17 protein-coding genes and 1 riboswitch are annotated in these 20,701 nt (G+C 63.7%); of the genes, 11 read left to right on the forward strand and 6 right to left on the reverse strand.

Annotated features, from left to right (window positions below):
- The first annotated feature begins 45 nt into the window (after nt 1–45).
- A complete protein-coding gene (locus tag RTH74_RS05420) occupies nt 46–2,115 on the forward strand; it encodes an EAL domain-containing protein (protein ID WP_316913999.1) in 2,070 nt (689 codons plus the stop codon).
- 63 nt (nt 2,116–2,178) lie between these two features.
- Here the strand turns inward: RTH74_RS05420 and serB are convergent, their stop codons facing one another.
- Entirely contained in the window at nt 2,179–3,393 is a 1,215-nt protein-coding gene (gene serB / locus RTH74_RS05425; protein WP_316914000.1) for a phosphoserine phosphatase SerB, read from the reverse strand.
- Nucleotides 3,394–3,567: 174 nt separating this feature from the next.
- On the opposite strand from serB, the gene RTH74_RS05430 reads away from it, so the two are divergent.
- Nucleotides 3,568–5,100 carry an AhpA/YtjB family protein gene (locus RTH74_RS05430; protein ID WP_316914001.1) on the forward strand — a complete coding sequence of 511 codons (1,533 nt, stop codon included), beginning with the start codon at nt 3,568–3,570 and terminating at the stop codon, nt 5,098–5,100.
- Between the two features lie 13 nt (nt 5,101–5,113).
- Here RTH74_RS05430 and RTH74_RS05435 read toward each other — a convergent pair whose 3' ends face one another.
- The 4 genes from RTH74_RS05435 to RTH74_RS05450 form a co-directional block, all read right to left on the reverse strand.
- Nucleotides 5,114–6,022: a metal ABC transporter ATPase gene (locus RTH74_RS05435; protein WP_316914002.1), complete on the reverse strand. Its 909-nt coding sequence runs from the start codon at nt 6,020–6,022 to the stop codon at nt 5,114–5,116.
- A 146-nt stretch (nt 6,023–6,168) separates the two neighbouring features.
- Nucleotides 6,169–6,978 (reverse strand): aldo/keto reductase, encoded by an 810-nt coding sequence (locus RTH74_RS05440; protein ID WP_420713124.1) that lies wholly within the window; start codon nt 6,976–6,978, stop codon nt 6,169–6,171.
- On the reverse strand, nt 6,975–8,150 hold the full coding sequence (locus RTH74_RS05445) for an FAD-dependent oxidoreductase (RefSeq protein ID WP_316914004.1): 1,176 nt from the start codon (nt 8,148–8,150) through the stop codon (nt 6,975–6,977). The genes RTH74_RS05440 and RTH74_RS05445 overlap by 4 nt, the downstream gene beginning before the upstream one ends.
- Before the next feature lie 63 nt (nt 8,151–8,213).
- The gene (locus RTH74_RS05450) at nt 8,214–8,546 is read right to left on the reverse strand and encodes a DMT family transporter (RefSeq protein WP_013713833.1); all 333 of its coding nucleotides are present in this window, start codon (nt 8,544–8,546) and stop codon (nt 8,214–8,216) included.
- Between the two features lie 89 nt (nt 8,547–8,635).
- Here RTH74_RS05450 and RTH74_RS05455 point away from each other — a divergent pair, with 89 nt between their 5' ends.
- On the forward strand, nt 8,636–9,523 hold the full coding sequence (locus tag RTH74_RS05455; RefSeq protein WP_316914005.1) for a LysR family transcriptional regulator: 888 nt from the start codon (nt 8,636–8,638) through the stop codon (nt 9,521–9,523).
- A 204-nt stretch (nt 9,524–9,727) separates the two neighbouring features.
- The gene (gene waaA / locus RTH74_RS05460) at nt 9,728–10,993 is read left to right on the forward strand and encodes a lipid IV(A) 3-deoxy-D-manno-octulosonic acid transferase (protein WP_316914006.1); all 1,266 of its coding nucleotides are present in this window, start codon (nt 9,728–9,730) and stop codon (nt 10,991–10,993) included.
- Nucleotides 10,994–11,189: 196 nt separating this feature from the next.
- On the opposite strand, the gene RTH74_RS05465 is transcribed toward waaA, so the two are convergent.
- Nucleotides 11,190–12,632, reverse strand: coding sequence for a TolC family outer membrane protein (locus RTH74_RS05465; protein ID WP_279920869.1), 1,443 nt, complete (start codon nt 12,630–12,632; stop codon nt 11,190–11,192).
- A 223-nt stretch (nt 12,633–12,855) separates the two neighbouring features.
- A riboswitch (TPP riboswitch) is annotated at nt 12,856–12,962 on the forward strand.
- A gap of 97 nt (nt 12,963–13,059) precedes the next feature.
- Here RTH74_RS05465 and thiC point away from each other — a divergent pair.
- The 7 genes from thiC (at nt 13,060) to RTH74_RS05500 (ending at nt 20,666) form a co-directional block, all read left to right on the forward strand.
- Complete coding sequence (gene thiC / locus RTH74_RS05470) at nt 13,060–14,943, forward strand: phosphomethylpyrimidine synthase ThiC (RefSeq protein WP_316914007.1); 1,884 nt, start codon at nt 13,060–13,062, stop codon at nt 14,941–14,943.
- A gap of 96 nt (nt 14,944–15,039) precedes the next feature.
- Nucleotides 15,040–15,639 carry an NUDIX domain-containing protein gene (locus RTH74_RS05475; RefSeq protein ID WP_316914008.1) on the forward strand — a complete coding sequence of 200 codons (600 nt, stop codon included), beginning with the start codon at nt 15,040–15,042 and terminating at the stop codon, nt 15,637–15,639.
- A complete protein-coding gene (locus RTH74_RS05480) occupies nt 15,630–16,082 on the forward strand; it encodes a DUF1249 domain-containing protein (RefSeq protein ID WP_316914009.1) in 453 nt (150 codons plus the stop codon). Before RTH74_RS05475 ends, RTH74_RS05480 begins: the two co-directional genes overlap by 10 nt.
- 192 nt (nt 16,083–16,274) lie before the next feature.
- Complete coding sequence (cpdA, locus tag RTH74_RS05485) at nt 16,275–17,096, forward strand: 3',5'-cyclic-AMP phosphodiesterase (protein ID WP_316914010.1); 822 nt, start codon at nt 16,275–16,277, stop codon at nt 17,094–17,096.
- Nucleotides 17,097–17,157: 61 nt separating this feature from the next.
- Nucleotides 17,158–17,769 (forward strand): YqiA/YcfP family alpha/beta fold hydrolase, encoded by a 612-nt coding sequence (locus RTH74_RS05490; protein ID WP_316914011.1) that lies wholly within the window; start codon nt 17,158–17,160, stop codon nt 17,767–17,769.
- 15 nt (nt 17,770–17,784) lie between these two features.
- Nucleotides 17,785–19,683: a DNA topoisomerase IV subunit B gene (gene parE / locus RTH74_RS05495; RefSeq protein ID WP_316914012.1), complete on the forward strand. Its 1,899-nt coding sequence runs from the start codon at nt 17,785–17,787 to the stop codon at nt 19,681–19,683.
- Entirely contained in the window at nt 19,683–20,666 is a 984-nt protein-coding gene (locus RTH74_RS05500) for an esterase-like activity of phytase family protein (protein WP_316914013.1), read from the forward strand. Before parE ends, RTH74_RS05500 begins: the two co-directional genes overlap by 1 nt.
- Nucleotides 20,667–20,701 lie beyond the last annotated feature (35 nt).

A 20,701-nucleotide genomic window follows, 5' to 3' on the forward strand; every position in this document is an offset into this window, starting at 1 on the left:
ATTTGTCGCCTTTTCGCGTCCGTTCGGCGCGGTAATGACCCCTCTATGGCCATCGAAAAAAAAACCATCCGCCTGCTGATTCTCGAAGACTCGCAGAACGAAGCAGAGCGCCTAGTCAGTCTGTTCCGCAATGCCGGGCATGCCACTCGCGTGCATCGCCTGACATCCAGCGATGACCTCGCAGAGACGCTGCAACAGACCTGGGACCTGCTGATCTGCGCAGCAAGCAGCGAGCATCTCGACCCCGGTGAGGCGATCAGTGCCATCCGCCGTCAGGCCAAGGACATCCCCGTCATCCAGTTGGTCGAGGAGAATGACTCCGAGATCATTACCGAAGCCCTGCTGTTCGGCGCACAAGACGCCCTGCCGCAAGGCGAGGATGAACGCCTGGTGCTGGTCGCCAAGCGCGAGCTGGCCAATCTCGAAGAGCGCCGCGCCCGTCGTGCCGCCGAAGTGGCATTACGCGAAGCCGAGAAACGCTGCCAGCTGCTACTGGAAAGCTCGGTCGACGCCATCACCTACGTCCACGACGGCATGCACATCTATGCCAACCGTGCCTATCTCGAGCTGTTCAGCTACGAGGACGGTGATGAGCTCGAAGGCATGCCGATGATCGACCTGATCGCCAGTGCCGATCACGGGGCCTTCAAGGACTTCCTGAAGAACTACCAGAGCGCTGAAGGCCACGCCGAGCTCAACTGCCAGGGCGTGCGCGCCGATGGCAGCAGCTTCGCCGCGCAAATGACCTTTTCCCCCGCCACCTATGACGGCGAGCCGTGCATTCAGGTGGTGATCCGCGCGGAAACGTCCAATGCCGAACTGGAAGAGAAACTGCGTGAGATCAGCAGCCAGGACCTGGTCACCGGCCTGTTCAACCGCAACCACTTCCTCGAGCTGATGGACAACGCCGCCGAGCGCGCCGTCAACAGCGGCCAGCCCTCGACCCTGGCGTACATCCGTGTCGACCGCTACGCCAGTATGCAGGGCGAGATCGGCCTGGCCGGCATCGACCTGCTGCTGACCGATCTGGCTGGCCTGCTGCGTGCGCATTTCCCAGCAGAAACCCAGCTGGCCCGCTTTGGTGACGACGTATTCGCCGCCCTGCTTCCAGGGCAGACGCCCGAGCAATGCGAAGCCAGCCTGGCGACCCTGCTGAAAAAGGTCGAAGGCCACCTGTTCGACGTCAGCGGCCGCACCGCCCAGACCACGCTGTCGGTCGGCGTTGCTGGCCTCAGCGAGAAAACCGCCAAGGCGCAGGAAGTCATCGACCGCGCGCACCGCTGCGCCGACGAGCTCAGCGACGGCAATGCCATCAAAGTGTTCAACCCGGCCGATGAGCTCGCAGCAGCGGCCAACCGCGGCAACCTGCTGGCGATGGTGCAGCAGGCGCTGGAGAACAACAGCTTCCGCCTGCTGTTCCAGCCGATCATCAGCCTGCGTGGCGATGCCCACGAACACTACGAAGTGCTGCTGCGCCTGCTCAACCCTCAGGGTGCAGAGGTGCCGCCGATGGAATTCCTCGCCGCCGCCAGGGATGCCGGCCTAGGTGAGAAGATCGACCGCTGGGTAATTCTCAACTCGATCAAGCTACTGGCGGACCACCGCTCCAGAGGCCACAACACCCGCCTGTTCGTACACCTGTCCAGCGCCAGCCTGCAGGATCAGACACTGCTGCCCTGGCTCAGCGTGGCACTCAAGGCGGCGCGCTTGCCGTCGGACTCGCTGGTATTCCAGTTCAGCGAACCGGACGCCATCGCCTACCTGAAACAGGCCAAGGCGCTGACCCAAGGCCTGGCGGAGCTGCACTGCAAGGCAGCCCTGAGCCAGTTCGGCTGTGCGCTGAACCCGTTCAACACGCTCAAGCACCTGCAAGTGGACTTCGTCAAAGTCGACGGTTCGTTCTCCCAGGACCTGACCAACGCCGACAACCAGGAAGCGCTGAAGACGCTGCTCAGCAGCCTGCATGCCCAAGCCAAACTGACTATCGTGCCCTTCGTCGAGAGCGCCAGCGTGCTGGCCACGCTGTGGCAGGCCGGGGTCAACTTCATTCAGGGCTACTACCTGCAAGGCCCGAGTCAGTCGATGGACTACGACTTCTCGGCTGGCGACGAATAAACCCTCGCCCAATAGAAAGCCGCCTATTCAGGCGGCTTTTTCGTTTCCGAAAGAACGCGGCGCTTATTCCTGCCCCTCACGATCACGGAAGCCCAGCAGATAAAGAATGCCGTCCAGCCCAAGGGTGGAGATCGCCTGCTTGGCCGATTGTTTGACCAGCGGCTTGGCGCGGAAAGCCACGCCGAGACCGGCCAGCCCGAGCATCGGCAAGTCATTGGCGCCATCGCCGACAGCGATGGTCTGCTCCAGCTGCAAACCTTCCCTCTGCGCCAGCTCACGCAACAGATCCGCTTTGCGCTGTGCGTCGACAATGGGCTCGACGGCCACGCCAGTGACCTTGCCGTTCTCGATCTGCAGTTCGTTGGCGAACACGTAGTCGATGCCTAGCTTGGCCTGCAGTTGCTTGGCGAAGTAAGTGAAGCCGCCGGAGAGAATCGCAGTCTTGTAGCCCAGGCGTTTGAGTTCGGCGAACAACACCTCGGCGCCCTCGGTCAGGCGCAGGGACGCGCCGATCTCTTCCAGCACGTCCTCCGACAGCCCCTGCAGCAAGCCCAGGCGCTCCTTGAAGCTGGCGCGGAAATCCAGCTCGCCGCGCATGGCGCGCTCGGTGATTTCGGCCACCTGCTCACCTACGCCGGCAGCCTTGGCCAACTCGTCGATGACCTCGGCCTCGATCAGCGTCGAGTCCATGTCGAACACGGCCAGACGGCGATTGCGACGGAACACCGAGTCGCGCTGGAAGGCGATGTCGACGTTGAGTTCCTGCGCCACGCTGAGGAATTCGGCGCGCAGGGCAACTGGATCGGCAGGCTCGCCACGCACGGAAAACTCGATGCAGCCCTTGCCCTGTTCGGCCGGCATGTCCAGCGGCATGCGCCCGGAAAGACGGTCGATATGATCGATGTTCAGGCCGTACTTGGCGGTGATCGCACTGACGCGCTGCAACTGCTCGGCGCTGACCTTGCGCGTCAGCAGAGTCACGATATGGCGCGCCTTGCCCTGGCCACCAACCCACTGACGGTAGTCGTCTTCGGAAACCGGGGTGAAACGCACCTGTTGGTCGAGCTCGTAGGCAGTGAACAGCAAGTCCTTGAGCACCGACTGGGAGCGGCCGTTGTCAGGAATTTCGATAAGGATGCCGAACGACAGGGTGTCGTGGATCACCGCCTGACCGATGTCGAGGATATTCACCCCGCCTTGAGCCAGCACCCCGGTGATGGCAGCGGTGAGTCCGGGGCGATCTTCGCCGGTGATATTGATCAGGACGATTTCGCGCAAGACGCACCCTCCAAGGCAAACGATTGAGGCAGGCAAGCGGCGAATTGGCCACCGACCGACGAAAAGGCGCACATTCTACCCAGTTTCCCGTCGATCCGGGCAGCCATGCGCTTTGCCCGCCCCAGACCGCTCGCTATACTGCGCGGCAACTTCAGTCGACAAGAGCCGTGCTCTGTGAACCGGCCTGCGCCCGTCAAACCCGATAACTTCTTCATCCTGATCTTCCACGCGCTGCGTCAGCGGCGGGTGCCTCTGGTGCTGCGTATTGCCAGCCACAGCGTGCTGCTGGTAGCCCTGGCGATGGTCATCTATGCCTGGGTCATGGGCATGCAGTTCAAGCAGGCCATGCAGCAGCAGGCCGATGCACTGGGTCAGGCGTTGATCACCCAGACGGCGGCGTCGTCCACCGAGCTGCTGGTGTCCAACGACATCCTCAGCCTCAACGTGCTGTTGAACAACCTGGCGAAGAACCCGCTGGTTGCCCATGCGGCCATCTACAGCGTGGATAACCGCATCCTCGCCGAAGCTGGCTCGCGCCCGACGCGCAGCGTTCTGGGCGAAACCGAGGGTCTGTACACCACCCCCATCACGTTCCAGGAGGTGATGGCCGGACAGTTGCGCATCAGCCTGGACATGAGCCAGTTCCAGCAGCCGATGACCATCAGCCTGCAGAGCATGGGCATTCTCAGCCTGATCCTGCTGGCCCTGACCCTGTCCCTGAGCATGCGCCTGGGCCGCTACATTTCCACACCCCTGCTGCAAATGCGCCTGTGGCTGCGTGACCCGGACGACCCTGCGCCAGGGGCGGGGCGCAACGACGAGATCGGTGATCTGGCGCGTCAACTGCAGGCGCGCCTGGTACCGGAAAAACCGGAGCCCGAGCAGGAGCTGGATGATGAACAGCTGCTCGATGACAGCGAGGACTATCTCCCCGAAGAAGACGACGAGCACTTCGACGAGCGGGAGGAGATCGAGTCCGAGCATGCCTTCGATGAAACGCACATCAGCGATGAAGATCGCGATGACGAGCAGCTCAAGCCCTGGCCCGACGCCATAGAACCGGATGATCCCTTTGCCGACCTGCGTGACGACTCCGAAGCGCCTGCGCCGGTCGCCAAGGCTCCGCGCCCCTCGCAAGCCAGCGCCGTGCTGGCCATTCAACTCGGTGCTCAGGAGCAGCTTCGTCGCCTACCACGCACGCGACTACTGGACCTGCTGGATCGCTATCGGGGTTGCCTGGAACAAGCTGCCGCGCTCTACCAGGGGCAACTGCATACCCTCAAGGACGGCAGCAGCCTGATGCTGTTCCATGAGCGCGAATGCGGCGAAGACTACCTGACCCACGCGATCTGCTGTGGCGAGCTGATGCGCGCTCTGGGCCATGCCCTGCAGATCGAGGTCGCCGACAGCGGCATCACCTTGCAACTGCAGTTGGGGCTGACCCTGGGCCGTGATCTGGAAGAGCTGGGCCAGGCTGACCTGCTGCTCAGCGACAGTGCCCTGGACGCCCTGGCCTTGTCGCAGCACAGCCGCAACCTGCTGCTGGTCGAGCAACGAGTCGCGCAGGATGCCCTGGCCCGCCAGCGCGCCCGCATCCGCCCGATTGCCAGCCCGGAAGGGGCCAGCTGCGTGGAGCGCCTGCTCGACCCTTATCCGGCACTGCTGGAGCGGCAGCTGACACGCATGCGCGACAGCCGGGCGCACTGACGCCCGGCGTCACTCAAGCACTGGCCAATGCGCGCCGCTGCGGCGTCTTCACACCGTAGCGCTGCAGCCAGTCCTTCCAGCGAATCCGCTCGTCACGTACCAGCCAGCCATCCTGTTCGGCAAAACTCTCCGACAGCCATACCCCTCGGGCGCTGGCGGGCAGCAACTCGCCCTTGCGCAGGGTGAAGAGCCCACCGCTGGGCACACCACGCTGCAACGCCAGCAGATAGATGTCCGGCCGCCGACGCTCCAGACGCGCCACCAGGCGACCGTCTTCCAGGCATTCGTCGACGTGGAACAGGCTCAACTGACGGGCATCGCGTGGCAACTCCAGGCTCAGGTCGTAGACCAGTTGCAAGGATGCCGTAGGCAGATGCACATAGGCGCGCGGGCGCTCGAGCAAGGTCAGGTTGCCGCACTGCACTGGCCGCGCAGCGCCGGACAGCGGGCTGAGGCGAAAGTGACTCGACTCGCGATAACGCAGCGCACCCTGATAGGGCGTGGGCAGCCAGGTATCGGCAAAACGCCCGCCCAGCCAGCCATCGGCACTCTCCAGCAGGCATTCCTCGGCCACTTCCTGAACCGCAGTAAGCAGTGGCAGATTCAGCTCGTGCGCCGGCACGTAGCCGGAAATCAGCTTGAGGACTGTGTCACCGCGATCCGGGCGGCGCTGGCGCACCAGCAACCAGTAGTCACGGCCATGCAGGCGCAGAGTCATGCGTACCGATACGCCAAGGTTGGCCAGTTCGATGGAAAAGCGCGAGCTGTCCGCCACCTCGACCGGACGGCGGCGTTCGAGCATCTGCTGGAAATTCAGCGGCTGCCCCAGGCTCTGGTATCTCAGACCATCGGGGCTGGCGTCGACGAGCAGTGGCAGGGTCTTGAAGTTACTCGGGTCCTTGCGGATCAGCGTACGCGGCATCTCGACTCCTTGTTCCGGCTGGGCGTGAATCCAGCTCGACGAGCGGCCTTCACGCGAGGATCAGGTTGAAGCGAAAACCGCTCAAGGCTGCCCCAAGCCGACCACTCAGCACAACCCAAGGCTGTAAGAGGACGTGACCGGGGACCTCAGCGGATACCCTGCAAAACCGCCGCGACCGTCGCGACATTGGCCGCCAGGTGCGCGGGCGTGATGGTGCCAACGATGGCGCTGCTGACGCCCGGATGAGCGAAGATCAGCTCGAAGCTGGCCCGCACCGGATCGACACCCTCGGCCAGGCAGGCATGCCCACTGGCCAACGCCTTCTTGATCAGAATGCCCTTGGCGTGACTGGCAGCGTAGTCCAACACCGGCTTCTCGCCCTGCTCACTCAGGTTATAAGTGACCATGGCGCAGTCGCCTTGTTCCAGCGCCAGCAGCCCGCCCTCGACGGTCTTGCCGGAAATCCCATAACCGAGGATTTTGCCCTCGCGCTTGAGCGCTGCCAGCGTCTCGTACACACCCGTTTCACGCAGTACTGCCAGATCGTTGCCATCGGAGTGCACCAACAGCAGGTCGATACGGTCGGTCTCCAGGCGCTTGAGGCTGCGCTCGACCGACAGGCGGGTATGCGCGGCGGAAAAATCGAAGTGCGACTGGCCCTGCTCGAACTCCTCACCGGTCTTGCTGACGATCACCCACTCATCGCGCTGGCCACGCAGCAGTGGACCGAGGCGTTGCTCGCTGACGCCGTAAGCCGGCGCGGTATCGATCAGATTGATGCCCAGCTCGCGAGCCTGCCGCAGCAAGGCCAGGGCCTGCATATCGTCAGGGATGGTGAAACCGTTGGGGTACTTCACGCCCTGATCACGGCCGAGCTTGACCGTACCCAGGCCCAGCGGCGAAACGCGCAAGCCGGTGGAGCCCAGCGGGCGATGCAGATCGTGCAGGGTGCTCATGGCAACAGTGCCTCCCATACCGGCTGCCCCAGCGCAGGGCGCGGCAGCTCAGGCAACGGCGCATGGCCAGCCGGCTGTATCTTGTCCCGCTGCAGGGCGGCCAGTACGCGGTCGGCGAAATCCGGCGCCAGCGCCAGCTTGGTCGGCCAGCCCACCAACAGGCGCTGCTGCTCGGCGAGGAAGGCGTTGTCCGGGCGCACCAGGCCCGACTGCGCGGGCTCGGCTCGATCAACGCGCAATGTAGCCCAGCGCGTCTGGCTCTGGTCGACCCAGGGCAGCAGCGAGGCCACTTCCTTTTGCGCCGCCTGAATCTGAGCGCCTTCGTCGCGCGCAACGCCGTCAGCCTCGGCCAGATCGCCGCCGAGGTACCAGACCCACTGGCCATCGGCGGCCGGATGGGTGGTGACGGTGACCCGCGGCTTCGGCCCACCGCCGAGACAGTGCGCGTACAGCGGCTTCAGTGCCGGGCCCTTGGCCAACACCATATGCAGCGGGCGCAACTGCTGCGCGGGCTGCTCGATGCCCAGCGTGGCGAGCAACTCGGCATTGCCGCCCCCAGCACTGAGCACCACGCGCTGCGCACGAATCTCGCGACCGTCGACGATCAACCCGCACAGCTCACCGTTTTCCTGCAGCGGTTCGATACGCTCGGCGGCAAGCAGGCCATCACCGGCCAGTTCGGCCAGACGTGCGATCAGGCTAGGCACATCGAGCACCAGCTCGGCGAGTCGATAGACCTTGCCCTTGAACTTCGGGTGCTGCAGCGCCGGCGGCAATTGCTCACCCTTGACCTGATCGACCCGACCGCGCACCGCCTTGCTGGCAAAGAAGCTGGTGAGGTTGCCCGCCAGGGTACCGGGCGACCACAGGTAATGGGCGTCGGACAGGATGCGCACACCGGAGAGGTCCAGCTCGCCATTGCCGGCCAGCGCTTCGCGCCAGCGGCGCGGCATATCGGCGATAGCTTCGGAAGCACCGGTCAGCGCGCCATGCAGGGCATATTTGGCACCGCCATGAATGATGCCCTGCGACTTCAGGCTCTGCCCGCCGCCCAGGCTGCCGCGCTCCACCAGAACGGTGGCGAAGCCCTGCTGACGCAGGCGCGCATTGAGCCAGAGGCCGGCGATACCGCCGCCGACGATCAGGACATCGGTGCTGAGAGACTGGGACATGAACGGGCCTCGGCGAAAAACAGGCGCGCAGTATAACCCGTCAACTTCCTCGCCCGCGGTCGATCAGTGCCCGGTCGATTGCGAGAACAGCTGGATCACCACCACGCCACTGACGATCAGTCCCATGCCGAGCACGGCCGGCAGATCGAGCTTTTGCTGATAGATGAACATCGCCGCGATGCTGACCAGGACGATACCCAATCCCGCCCAGATGGCGTAGGCGATGCCCACAGGGATGGTGCGCACCACCAGAATCAGCATCCAGAAGGCGATCGCGTAACCGCCGATCACCAGCAACAGCGGCAAGGGTTTGTTGAAGCCGTCGATAGCCTTCATCGAGGTGGTGGCGATCACCTCGGCCGCGATGGCGATAGCGAGATAGAGGTATCCGGGCATGGTGGCGACTCCTAAAAGATGGCCACGATTCTAAGTTCTTCCATGATGGGATAAAGTCATTACCTATCAGCTATAAAGATAGGTTGACCATGAACTGGAATCTCGATCAGCTGCAACTGTTCGTCTTGACCGCCGAGAGTCGATCCTTCTCCGCCGCTGCTAGGCAAACCGGCCGCGCGCAATCGGCGGTCAGCACCGCCATCGCCCTGCTCGAGAGCGACCTCGGCGTGACCCTCTTCGAACGCAGCAGTGGGCGCCAGCCGCGCCTGACCGAAGCAGGCGTCGCGCTGCTGGAGCAGGCTCGCAGCGTGTTGCAGCAATGTGAACGACTGGACGGCCGCGCGCTCGGCCTGGCACGCGGCGAGGAAGCGCGCCTGCGTCTGGCACAGGACGAAGCCATGCCCTACCAACCGGTGCTGGCCAGCCTGGAAGCGCTGGCTGATGCCTTTCCTTTACTTGAGGTGCAGCTTTCCAGCGGTGCGCAGGGTGACGTGGCGCGCAAGCTGCTGCAGCGCCAGGCCGACCTGGGCCTGCTGTTTCATCATGAACAGATGCCGCGAGAACTGGAGAGCCAGCGTCTGGGCACCATCGAGATGGTCACGGTATGCAGCCCTAACCATCCGCTGGCTGCACTCGACAGCGTGGAGCGGCGTGACCTGGCCGAACATCGCCAGTTGCTGATGACCCCGCAGGACAGCCACTATCCCGGCGGCGAGCAGATCAGTCCGCTGGTATGGCGCGCCGACAGCTTCTATGTGATGGCCGAACTGGTGATACGCGGCGTTGGCTGGGCCTGGCTGCCGCGCCATGTGGCGCAGTACCCGACCTACCAAGGCCACCTGCAGGAACTGCGCAGCGACTGGGCGCCGCTGCCGCTGGTGGTGGAGCTCGTCACCCGGCGCGACGGCGCGCTCGGCCCGGCGGCCAACTGGCTGGCCGACTGCCTGACGCGCGAACTGCTGCGCCCACAGGCATGACTGCCCGCCAGGGCACCTCTCTAAAAACGTAGGCGAGGCGGTCAGCACAAGGCAAAAACAAGCGAAAAAGCGCAGTTTACGAGTTGTAAATGAGCATTTGACCGGGCTGGCGTTCCAGATTGTTTTTAACGCAGTGATGACAACGCAGGTAGTTTTTAGAGGCGCCCTTCCAGCGCATGGCTGGCAACGCTAAGCTGCGCCCCCATGAACAGACTCCTATACACCTTGCTGCTGCACCTGGCCCTGCCGCTGATTGCCCTGCGCCTGGCCCTGCGCGCGCGCAAGGCGCCGGCTTACGCGCGGCGTATCAACGAACGATTCTCCCTTGGCCTGCCAACGATGCAGCCCGGCGGCATCTGGGTGCACGCGGTATCGGTCGGTGAGAGCATCGCCGCCGCGCCGATGATCCGCGCGCTGCAGTCGCACTATCCCGAGTTGCCGATCACCGTCACCTGCATGACACCGACCGGCTCCGAGCGCATCCAGGCCATGTTCGGCAACAGCGTACAGCACTGCTACCTGCCCTACGATCTGCCGTGGGCCGCCGCGCGTTTTCTCGACCGCGTACAGCCGTGCCTGGCCGTGGTGATGGAAACCGAGCTATGGCCGAACCACATCCACCAATGCGCCAAGCGCAGTATTCCGGTGGCGCTGGCCAACGCACGCCTGTCAGAGCGCTCGGCACGCGGCTATGCGCGTTTCGCCCAGCTCACCGCGCCGATGCTCGCCGAGCTGTCGCTGATCGCCGTGCAGACCCAGGCCGAGGCGCAGCGTTTTCTGACCTTGGGCGCACGCCCTGAATGCGTGGAAGTGACCGGCTCGATCAAGTTCGACCTGAAGATCGACGCCGAGCTGCTGCAACGCGCCGTCGAGCTGCGCCGTCAGTGGCAGGCCGAACAGCGCCCGGTTTGGATCGCCGCCAGCACCCATGCGGGCGAAGACGAGATCGTCCTCGCCGCCCATCGCCAGTTACTGGCGACGCGGCCGGACGCGCTACTGATCCTGGTGCCACGCCACCCCGAACGCTTCAACTCGGTCCATGAACTCTGCATCAGCCAAGGGCTGACCACACGCCGCCGCTCCACGGGTGAATCCGTGCAGGCCGGCGACCAGGTGCTGCTGGGCGACACCATGGGTGAGCTGCTGTTTCTCTACGCGCTGGCGGATATCGCCTTCGTCGGCGGCAGCCTGGTGGCCAATGGCGGGCATAACCTGCTGGAACCGGCAGCTCTGGGCAAACCGGTATTGAGCGGCCCGCACCTGTTCAACTTCCTGGAAATCGCCGCGCAGTTGCGTGAGGCCGGCGCCCTGAGCGAGGTGGAAAACGCCGCGCAGTTGGCGGACAGGGTTGCAACATTGCTCAACGAGCCGAGCGAGATGCAAAGCATGACTCAGGCCGGCCTTAGCGTGCTCAAGGCCAACCAAGGTGCGCTGGAGCGTTTGCTGAAGGGCTTGCAGCGTCTTCTGTAGCCCGGATGCAATCCGGGACACGCATCATGCCGGCATGTATCCCCCTGTATTACATCCGGGCCACGACGGATTTAGCCCGGTTCAAACACAGGTAGCGCAGCATCAGCCAGATCGGCGCGCGCAGCGCACCCTACGTGCCATATCGCCGAAATGAAAAGCCCGACTCGCGTCGGGCTTTTCGTTTGCTGCGAACGGCTCAGAAATCCTGATTGTTCTTCAGGCGCTCCTCGGCGGCAGAGGCCAGATCCGGTGGCAGGAAGTCCTTGTCCGGGTTGTAGTCCGGCTTGAGGAAGCTACCCAGTGCCTCCAAGTCGGCCGGGCTGAGGGTGCCGGCAGCCTGCTTCAGGCGCAGGTTGTTGAGGATGTAGTCATAACGGGCATCGTTGTAGTTGCGCACGGCGCTGTACAGCTGACGCTGGGCGTCGAGCACGTCGACAATGTTGCGAGTACCGACCTGATAGCCGATCTCGGTGGCTTCCAGCGCGCTCTGGTTGGAGATGATCGACTGGCGACGCGCCTGTACGGTTTCCACGTCGGTGTTCACCGCGCGAAACAGGTTACGGGTGTTCTGCACCACCTGGCGGCGCAGACTTTCGCGCAGTTGCTCGGTCTGGCCGAGACGCTGATAAGCCTCACGTACCTGCGAGCTGGTCAGGCCGCCGCTGTATAGCGGGATGTTCAGTTGCAGGCCGATGGTGCGCTGCGATACGTCACCGCTGTAACTCGGAGACAGCGGCGAACCGGAGTTGGTGAAACCCAGGCTGTCGTTATCGCCCTGCTGATAGCTGGCCACCGCATCCAGGGTCGGCGCGTGGCCGGCCTTGCGCTGACGCAGGTTTTCTTCGGCAGCGTTCACCGCGTACAGGCTGGCTTGCAGGTTGAGGTTCTGTGCGGCGGCGGTATCGACCCAGGACTTCGCGTCGTTAGGCGTCGGCGCCAGCACCGGCAGGGTGTGGACGATCCCTTCGACAGCCACGTAGTCGCGGTTGGTCAAGGTCACCAGCGCTTCGAAGGCATCATCCACCGCGCGCTCAGCGAGCAGGCGATTGGCACGGGCCGTATCGAAGCCGGCCTGAGCTTCGAGTACGTCAGTCTTGTCCGACAGACCGACATCGAAACGTTCGTTGGCCTGGTCCAGTTGGCGCTTGAAGGCCGCCTCTTCGGCACGGGTCGAGGCCAGGTTGTCTTGGGCACGCAGCACGGCGAAGTAGGTTTCAGCACTTTGCAGGATCAGGTTCTGCTCGGTGGCGGACAACTCCAGTGCGGCCTGCTCACTGGTGGCCTCGGCCGCCTGCAGCTGGAACCAGCGGTCAGCGCGAAACAGCGGCTGACTGAGGTTGGCCTGGTACACCAGGCCACTGCGCGAGATCGTCGCGCTCGGCGAATCGATTTCAGTGCGCGTGTCGCCGTAATTGGCGCCAGCAGACAGGTTGGGCAGCAAGCCAGCGCGTGCCTGCGGCACGACTTCACGGCGAGCCTGATAGTCGGCGCGTGCGGCGGCGATATCGGCATTGTTCTGCGCCGCTTCCTGATACACGGTGACCAGGTCGGTCTTGCTCGACAGCGGGGCCTCTGCGGCCTGAACCAGGCCCACCGAAGCGGCGGCCACGGCGATTGCCAGGGAAAGTCTGCGCAACATGATGGTTGTCGATCCTTGAATAGGCGGTAATCGGCAAGGCTACGGGGCGCCGCAGGCGGGGGTCAAGAGCGCCATGGGCAGCATCAGTCTAGCTGGCGGCAAGCTATGTTGCTCGTCGGGAACAATCCATCATTCGCCGCGCCAGCAGTCGTTTTCCGACGCACGGGTCGATATTTATTGACCGTCGAGTTGGTTTTCTCCCACCAGCTTGTTTAGACTGCCCGAGTTCTTGTCGGGGTGCCCCAAATGCGGGGCTGAGATTGGCAGCTGCCGGATCCCGTTGAACCTGATCAGGTTAAGGCCTGCGTAGGGAACAAGATGTCCTCGCCAGTAGATCGGCGAGTCCTCTCGGCACCGCCCTTGGTGCATCTCACGCCCTTCGTCCGCTCAGGTTCCAACTCCGACATCTATCCCGGAGAGAGCCTTGATGAGCGCACAACAACAAAAGAACCTGAGTGAATCTGCACAGGTCGATCAACAGTCGGTAAAGCCCTTCCCTCGTTCGCAGAAAATCTATGTTCAGGGCTCGCGCCCGGACATTCGCGTGCCGATGCGTGAGATCAGTCTGGACGTGACCCCTACCGACTTCGGTGGCGAGATCAACGCGCCGGTCACCGTCTACGACACCTCCGGCCCCTACACCGACCCGAACGTGACCATCGACGTGCGCAAGGGCCTGGCCGATGTGCGCAGCGCCTGGATCGAAGACCGCGGTGACACCGAGAAACTGCCGGGTCTGTCCTCCGAGTTCGGCCAGCGCCGCCTCAACGATGCCGAGCTGACCAAGATGCGCTTCGCCCATGTGCGTAACCCGCGCCGGGCCAAGGCCGGGCATAACGTCAGCCAGATGCACTACGCCAAGAAGGGCATCATCACCCCCGAGATGGAATACATCGCCATCCGCGAGAACATGAAGCTGGCCGAGGCGCGTGAAGCCGGCCTGCTCAATGAGCAGCACGCCGGCCATAGCTTCGGCGCCAGCATTCCGAAAGAAATCACTCCCGAGTTCGTGCGCAGCGAAGTCGCCCGTGGCCGCGCCATCATCCCGGCCAACATCAACCACGTGGAGCTGGAGCCGATGATCATCGGCCGCAACTTCCTGGTGAAGATCAACGGCAATATCGGCAACTCGGCGCTCGGCTCTTCGATTGAAGAAGAAGTGGCCAAGCTGACCTGGGGCATCCGCTGGGGCTCGGACACCGTGATGGATCTGTCCACCGGCAAGCACATCCACGAAACCCGCGAGTGGATCATCCGCAACTCGCCGGTACCGATCGGCACCGTGCCAATCTACCAGGCGCTGGAGAAGGTCGGCGGCATCGCCGAAGACCTGACATGGGAGCTGTTCCGCGACACCCTGATCGAGCAGGCCGAACAAGGTGTCGACTATTTCACCATCCACGCCGGCGTGCTGCTGCGCTATGTGCCGCTGACCGCCAAGCGCGTCACTGGTATCGTTTCGCGTGGCGGCTCGATCATGGCCAAATGGTGCCTGGCGCACCACAAGGAAAACTTCCTTTACACCCATTTCGAAGACATCTGCGAAATCATGAAGGCCTACGACGTCAGCTTCTCGCTGGGCGATGGCCTGCGTCCGGGCTCGATTGCCGACGCCAACGACGAAGCGCAGTTCGGTGAACTGGAAACCCTCGGCGAGCTGACCAAAATCGCCTGGAAGCACGACGTACAGTGCATGATCGAAGGCCCCGGCCACGTGCCGATGCAGCTGATCAAGGAGAACATGGACAAGCAGCTGGAATGCTGCGACGAGGCGCCGTTCTACACCCTCGGCCCGCTGACCACCGACATCGCACCGGGCTACGACCACATCACCAGCGGCATCGGTGCGGCGATGATCGGCTGGTTCGGCTGCGCCATGCTCTGCTACGTCACGCCCAAGGAGCACCTGGGCCTGCCGAACAAGGATGACGTCAAGACCGGCATCATCACCTACAAGATCGCCGCCCATGCGGCCGATCTTGCCAAGGGCCACCCCGGCGCGCAGATCCGCGACAACGCCCTGTCCAAGGCGCGTTTCGAATTCCGCTGGGAAGACCAGTTCAACCTCGGCCTCGACCCGGACACCGCGCGCGCCTACCACGACGAGACGCTGCCGAAGGATTCGGCCAAGGTGGCGCACTTCTGCTCCATGTGCGGGCCGAAGTTCTGCTCGATGAAGATCACCCAGGAAGTGCGTGAATACGCCAAGGAGCAGCGCATCGACGCCGTCGATCTGGATGCCGAGCAGGGCATGCAGGCCAAGGCCGAGGAATTCAAGGCGCAGGGCAGCCAGCTCTACCAACGCGTATAGCAGGCCGTCATGGAAGCTTGATCTGACAGCGCTATGCTCGCTAGTGTGACAGGTAACGGGCCGCAGTTTGGCCCGTTACGACCATCTGGAGTAAGCATGGACAAGAACGACATCGACATCATCGAGCGCGAGAACTGCTTTCGCGGTTTCTATCGCCTCGACCGGATCAAGCTGCGCCATCGCCAGTTCGCCGGCAACATGGGTCCGCAACTGACCCGCGAGCTGTTCGTGCGTCACGATGCCGTTTGCGTGCTGCCATACGATCCGCAGCGCGATGAAGTGGTGCTGATCGAGCAGTTTCGCGTCGGCGCCATGGACAAGAGCAACAACCCCTGGCTGCTGGAACTGGTCGCCGGTCTGATCGACAAGGACGAAGAGCCCGAGGAGGTCGCGCGTCGCGAGGCCATCGAGGAAGCCGACCTGCCCCTGACGTCGCTGTGGCCGATCACCCAGTACTACCCCTCGCCCGGCGGCTCGGACGAGCGCGTGCATCTGTTCGTCGGTCGCTGTAGCAGTGAAGGTGCCGGCGGTGTGCATGGTCTGCCCGAAGAAGGCGAGGACATCCGGGTACAGGTGATGCCGCTGGAAGATGCGCTGGCCGCCGTGCGCGACGGCCGTATCGACAACGCTGCCAGCATCATCGCCCTGCAATGGCTGGCGCTGAACCGTGATGAAGTGCGGGGGATGTGGTCGTGAATCTGCTGCGCGAGCGCTATCGGGTCGATCTGATCGAGCTGCAAGCGGCTTGCGAGGCTAACTACGCGCGCCTGATGCGTCTACTGCCAGACATGCGCGAGCACACGCAAAGCCGTCGTGTAGCCCTGAGCCAGGGCGAGCACCTGCTCGGCATCCTGGCGCTGGAAGTACTGGAAAGCTGCCCCTATACCACCACCCTGCGCGTGCGCCAGGAACACAGCCTGCCCTGGCTACCGGTGCCACAGTTGGAGGTGCGGGTGTATCACGATGCGCGCATGGCCGAAGTGGTCAGCGCCGAGAACGCGCGGCGCCTGCACATACGCTACCCCTACCCCAACGCGGCGATGCATCAACCGGATGAAAAGAGTCAGCTCAACCTGTTCCTTGGCGAGTGGCTGAGCCATTGCCTGGCGTGCGGGCACGAGCCACAGCCGGTGATGTAGCCCCCGCAATCAAGCTTTGCACTGCCTGGCCGATATGCGGAGCTGTTCTGCTGGCGTGGTTTTTCATTGCCGGGGGTTAGCGCAAGCCACGTCAAAAACGCTCTCGGCGTTTTTTCTGTGATCTGCGTCCGCTTCCCGGGTTTTCCCTTTGCCGCAGCAACCACCATAATTCACTCGATAATGCCTTAGGAGATGGTCTTGCCGAGCCTGCCCGCCCCATCCACTGAATCCTCGGTCCTGCTGGTGCAGTTGTCCGACAGCCATCTGTTCGCCGAAGCGGACGGCAAGCTGCTGGGCATGGATACGTGCGACAGCCTGCAACGGGTGATCGAGCGGGTGCAGCTGGAGCAGCCGCAGATAGACCTGATTCTGGCCACGGGCGATCTTTCTCAGGACGGCAGCGTTGCGTCGTATCAGCGCTTTCGCCAACTCACCTCGGCCATTGCCGCCCCGGCTCGCTGGTTGGCCGGCAACCACGATGAAACCCCGCCGATGCAGGCCGCCTGCAAAGACAGTGAGTTACTGGAGCCGGTGATCGACCTCGGGGCTTGGCGCATTACCCTGCTCGATTCCTCGATTCCGGGCGCCGTGCCCGGTTTTCTTGCCGACAGCCAACTCGAACTGCTCGAACGCGCCCTCAGCGAAGCACCGCAGCGCCATCACCTGATCTGCCTGCATCACCACCCGGTATCCATCGGCTGCAAGTGGATGGAGCCCATAGGCTTGCGTAACGCCGATGCGCTGTTCGCCATCCTTGAACGTTACCCGCAGGCGCGGGCCGTGCTCTGGGGGCATATCCACCAGGAGTTCGACCAGATGCGCGATAACCTGCGCCTGCTCGCCTCGCCCTCGACCTGCGTACAGTTCGCACCGGGCAGCGAGGAGTTTCAGGTGGGCAGTGACGCCCCCGGCTATCGCTGGCTGTGCCTGCATGCCGACGGCAGGCTGGACACCGGCGTGTCGCGCGTCACCGGCATTGATTTCGAAGTGGACTACAGCGTCAAGGGCTACTGACATACCCCCAATCAGCTTGAAGCTTGCAGCTTGAGGCCCCGGACGAGTAGCCTCCCGCTCCATGACCGCATCCATCCTCTATATACACGGCCTGAACAGCTCGCCAGCCTCGCACAAGGCCAGCCAGTTGAGCCGCGCCATGGCCCATCTTGGCCTGGAAAATCAGTTGCGCGTACCGGCCCTGCACCATCATCCACGCCAGGCCATGGCGCAGTTGCAGGCGCTGATCAGCGAACTCGGCGCGCCGCTGCTGGTAGGCAGCTCCCTGGGCGGCTATTACGCCACTTACCTGGCCGAGCAGCACGGGCTCAAGGCCCTGCTGATCAACCCGGCCGTGCAGCCGCACCTGCGCTTCGACGGCTACCTGGGCCCGCAAAAGAACTACTACAGCGACGAGACCTGGGACCTGACCGAGGATCACGTCCACGCCCTGGCCGAATTCGAAGCCCCGGCACCGCATGACCCTGCGCGCTACCAGGTCTGGCTGCAGACCGGCGACGAGACCCTCGACTACCGCGACGCCGAGCGTTATTACCGCGCCTGCGCCCTGCGCATCCAGGCCGGTGGCGACCACAGTTTCCAGGGTTTCGCCGAACGCCTGCCGACCCTCTTCGCTTTTGCCGGTATTAACGCCACACTCTGGCGTGATACCGACTTTTCCGCATTCAATTGACGAACAAGAGACCCTATGGCCCAGCAGAACGCCTATAACGCAGACGCCATCGAAGTCCTTTCCGGCCTCGACCCGGTGCGCAAGCGCCCGGGCATGTACACCGACACCACGCGCCCCAACCACCTGGCTCAGGAAGTCATCGACAACAGCGTCGACGAAGCCCTGGCCGGGCACGCCAAGTCGATCCAGGTGATCCTCCACGAGGACAACTCGCTGGAAGTGCTCGACGACGGCCGTGGTATGCCGGTAGACATCCACCCGGAAGAAGGTGTGCCGGGGGTCGAACTGATCCTCACCAAGCTGCACGCCGGCGGCAAGTTCAGCAACAAGAACTACCAGTTCTCTGGCGGCCTGCACGGCGTCGGTATCAGCGTGGTCAACGCCCTGTCGACCCGCGTGGTGGTCACCGTCAAGCGTGATGGCAACGAGTACCAGATGAGCTTCGCCGATGGCTTCAAGGCCAGCGACCTGGAAGTCATCGGTACGGTCGGCAAGCGCAACACCGGCACCAGCGTGCATTTCTGGCCGGATGCCAAGTATTTCGATTCCTTCAAGTTCTCGGTCAGCCGCCTCAAACATGTGCTCAAGGCCAAGGCCGTGCTGTGCCCGGGCCTGTCGGTGACCTTCGAGGACAAGGCCGCTGGCGAGAAAGTCGAGTGGCATTACGAAGATGGCCTGCGCTCCTACCTGGTCGACGCCGTCAGCGAATTCGAACGCCTGCCCGTCGACCCCTTCTGCGGCGCCCTGGCTGGCAACAAGGAGGCGGTGGACTGGGCCCTGCTGTGGCTGCCCGAAGGCGGCGACGCGGTACAGGAAAGCTACGTCAACCTGATTCCCACTGCGCAGGGCGGCACCCACGTCAACGGCCTGCGTCAGGGCCTGCTGGATGCCATGCGTGAGTTCTGCGAGTTCCGCAACCTGCTGCCGCGCGGCGTCAAGCTGGCACCGGAAGACGTCTGGGAGCGTATCGCGTTCGTCTTGTCGATGAAGATGCAGGACGCGCAGTTCTCTGGCCAGACCAAGGAACGCCTGTCCTCCCGCGAGGCCGCCGCCTTCGTCTCCGGCGTGGTTAAGGATGCTTTCAGCCTGTGGCTCAACGCCAACCCGGAAACCGGCCTGGCATTGGCCGAACTGGCCATCAGCAACGCCGGCCGCCGCCTCAAGGCGGGCAAGAAGGTCGAACGCAAGAAGATCACTCAGGGCCCGGCGCTGCCCGGCAAGCTGGCCGACTGCGCGGGGCAGAACCCGCTGCGCTGCGAGCTGTTCCTGGTCGAGGGTGACTCCGCCGGCGGCAGCGCCAAGCAGGCGCGCGACAAGGAATTCCAGGCCATCATGCCGCTGCGCGGCAAGATCCTGAACACCTGGGAAGTGGACGGCAGCGAAGTGCTGGCCAGCCAGGAAGTGCACGATATCGCCGTCGCCATCGGCATCGATCCGGGTTCAAGCGACCTGAGCCAGCTGCGCTACGGCAAGATCTGCATCCTCGCTGACGCCGACTCAGATGGCCTGCACATCGCCACCCTGCTCTGCGCCCTGTTCGTTCGTCACTTCCGACCGCTGGTGGATGCCGGGCATGTCTACGTGGCCATGCCGCCGCTGTACCGCATCGACCTGGGCAAGGAGATCTTCTACGCCCTGGACGACGCCGAGCGTGACGGCATCCTCGACCGCCTGGTGGCCGAGAAACGCCGCGGCAAACCGCAGGTCACCCGCTTCAAGGGCCTCGGCGAGATGAACCCGCCGCAACTGCGCGAAACCACCATGGACCCGAACACCCGGCGCCTGGTGCAGCTGACCCTGGATGATTTCGAAGGCACCCGCGAAGTGATGGACATGCTGCTGGCGAAGAAGCGCGCTGGTGATCGCAAGAGCTGGCTGGAAACCAAGGGCAACCTGGCCGAGGTACTGGCCTGATGCGCAACCACCTCCTTGCACTCGGTCTGTTGGCCGGCGTCGCGCACGCCGAGCCAGTGGTGCTGGAAGAGCTGAAGCTGCAGGCGGAATACCCGGTGACGGAAATGCCCAGCGGCAACCTGTCCGGCTTGGCCATGTGTGGCGACACGATATGGGCGGTGTCCGACCGCGACGACGACCGTATCTACCAACTGCACCGTGAGGAGGGCTTGCTGCGCGCCGAGGCAGAAACCTTCGTCGCCCCTGAACCACCCGAGAACACCCTGCCCTGGGGGCTGCGCATGCGCAACTGGGCGGCTGGCCTGGTACGCGGCGGCAAGCTGGATTTCGAAGGTTTGTCGTGCGATGCGCAGGGCAACCGTTACCTGGTCAGCGAAACCCGTGCCGCCGTGTTGCAGGTCAGCAGCAACGGCAACGCACAGTGGCTCAACTTGCCCAGCGGCCTGGTACGCCAGGCGCGCGCCAGCGGCATGCTGCTGCATTTCAACCAGGGCTTCGAAGGCATCGCCATCGACCCGGCAGGCGAGCGCTTGTGGCTGGCAGCGGAACAACGTCGTCGCGGCCTGACCGTGTTGCATCGGCGCGGCAGCAGCTGGCGCTGCACGGGCGGTTGCGTGCTGACCAGCGAAAGCGGTGATGAACCCTCCCCGGAAGCCCTCGGCGGCCATTCGGCCCCTCGCGACTTCTCCGGTCTGGCCTATTTCGGCGAAAAAATCTTCACTCTGGAACGCCAGGCTCATCGTATCTGCCGCCGTACGCTGAGCGACGGTATTGCGGATATCTGCTGGTCATTCGCCGCCGAGGCACTGACCGAGCCACGCCGCTACACGCCCAACTATGGCATGGCCGAAGCACTGTGGATCGACAAGGACGGCGCCTGGATCGGCGTCGACAACGGCAGCCAGACCCGCGCCGATGGTGAAGAACGCCCCATCGTCTGGCGTTTCGCAGCGCCCAAGGGCGGCTGGAGCCGGCGCCCGTGAGTGAGCAGACGCCCGGCCGCCGTGCCGGACGCGTG

It is taken from the genome of Pseudomonas sp. zfem001 (genome assembly GCF_032621725.1).
Lineage (GTDB): Bacteria > Pseudomonadota > Gammaproteobacteria > Pseudomonadales > Pseudomonadaceae > Aquipseudomonas > Aquipseudomonas sediminis.

Bases quoted from the DNA above. Each gene is read 5' to 3' on its own strand.
- RTH74_RS05420 (WP_316913999.1), top strand. From the start codon at position 46: ATGGCCATCGAAAAAAAAACCATCCGCCTGCTGATTCTCGAAGACTCG.
- RTH74_RS05435 (WP_316914002.1), bottom strand. From the start codon at position 6,022: ATGCCGCGTACGCTGATCCGCAAGGACCCGAGTAACTTCAAGACCCTG.
- RTH74_RS05440 (WP_420713124.1), bottom strand. From the start codon at position 6,978: ATGAGCACCCTGCACGATCTGCATCGCCCGCTGGGCTCCACCGGCTTG.
- RTH74_RS05445 (WP_316914004.1), bottom strand. From the start codon at position 8,150: ATGTCCCAGTCTCTCAGCACCGATGTCCTGATCGTCGGCGGCGGTATC.
- RTH74_RS05450 (WP_013713833.1), bottom strand. From the start codon at position 8,546: ATGCCCGGATACCTCTATCTCGCTATCGCCATCGCGGCCGAGGTGATC.
- RTH74_RS05455 (WP_316914005.1), top strand. From the start codon at position 8,636: ATGAACTGGAATCTCGATCAGCTGCAACTGTTCGTCTTGACCGCCGAG.
- waaA (WP_316914006.1), top strand. From the start codon at position 9,728: ATGAACAGACTCCTATACACCTTGCTGCTGCACCTGGCCCTGCCGCTG.
- RTH74_RS05465 (WP_279920869.1), bottom strand. From the start codon at position 12,632: ATGTTGCGCAGACTTTCCCTGGCAATCGCCGTGGCCGCCGCTTCGGTG.
- thiC (WP_316914007.1), top strand. From the start codon at position 13,060: ATGAGCGCACAACAACAAAAGAACCTGAGTGAATCTGCACAGGTCGAT.
- RTH74_RS05475 (WP_316914008.1), top strand. From the start codon at position 15,040: ATGGACAAGAACGACATCGACATCATCGAGCGCGAGAACTGCTTTCGC.
- cpdA (WP_316914010.1), top strand. From the start codon at position 16,275: ATGGTCTTGCCGAGCCTGCCCGCCCCATCCACTGAATCCTCGGTCCTG.
- RTH74_RS05490 (WP_316914011.1), top strand. From the start codon at position 17,158: ATGACCGCATCCATCCTCTATATACACGGCCTGAACAGCTCGCCAGCC.
- parE (WP_316914012.1), top strand. From the start codon at position 17,785: ATGGCCCAGCAGAACGCCTATAACGCAGACGCCATCGAAGTCCTTTCC.
- RTH74_RS05500 (WP_316914013.1), top strand. From the start codon at position 19,683: ATGCGCAACCACCTCCTTGCACTCGGTCTGTTGGCCGGCGTCGCGCAC.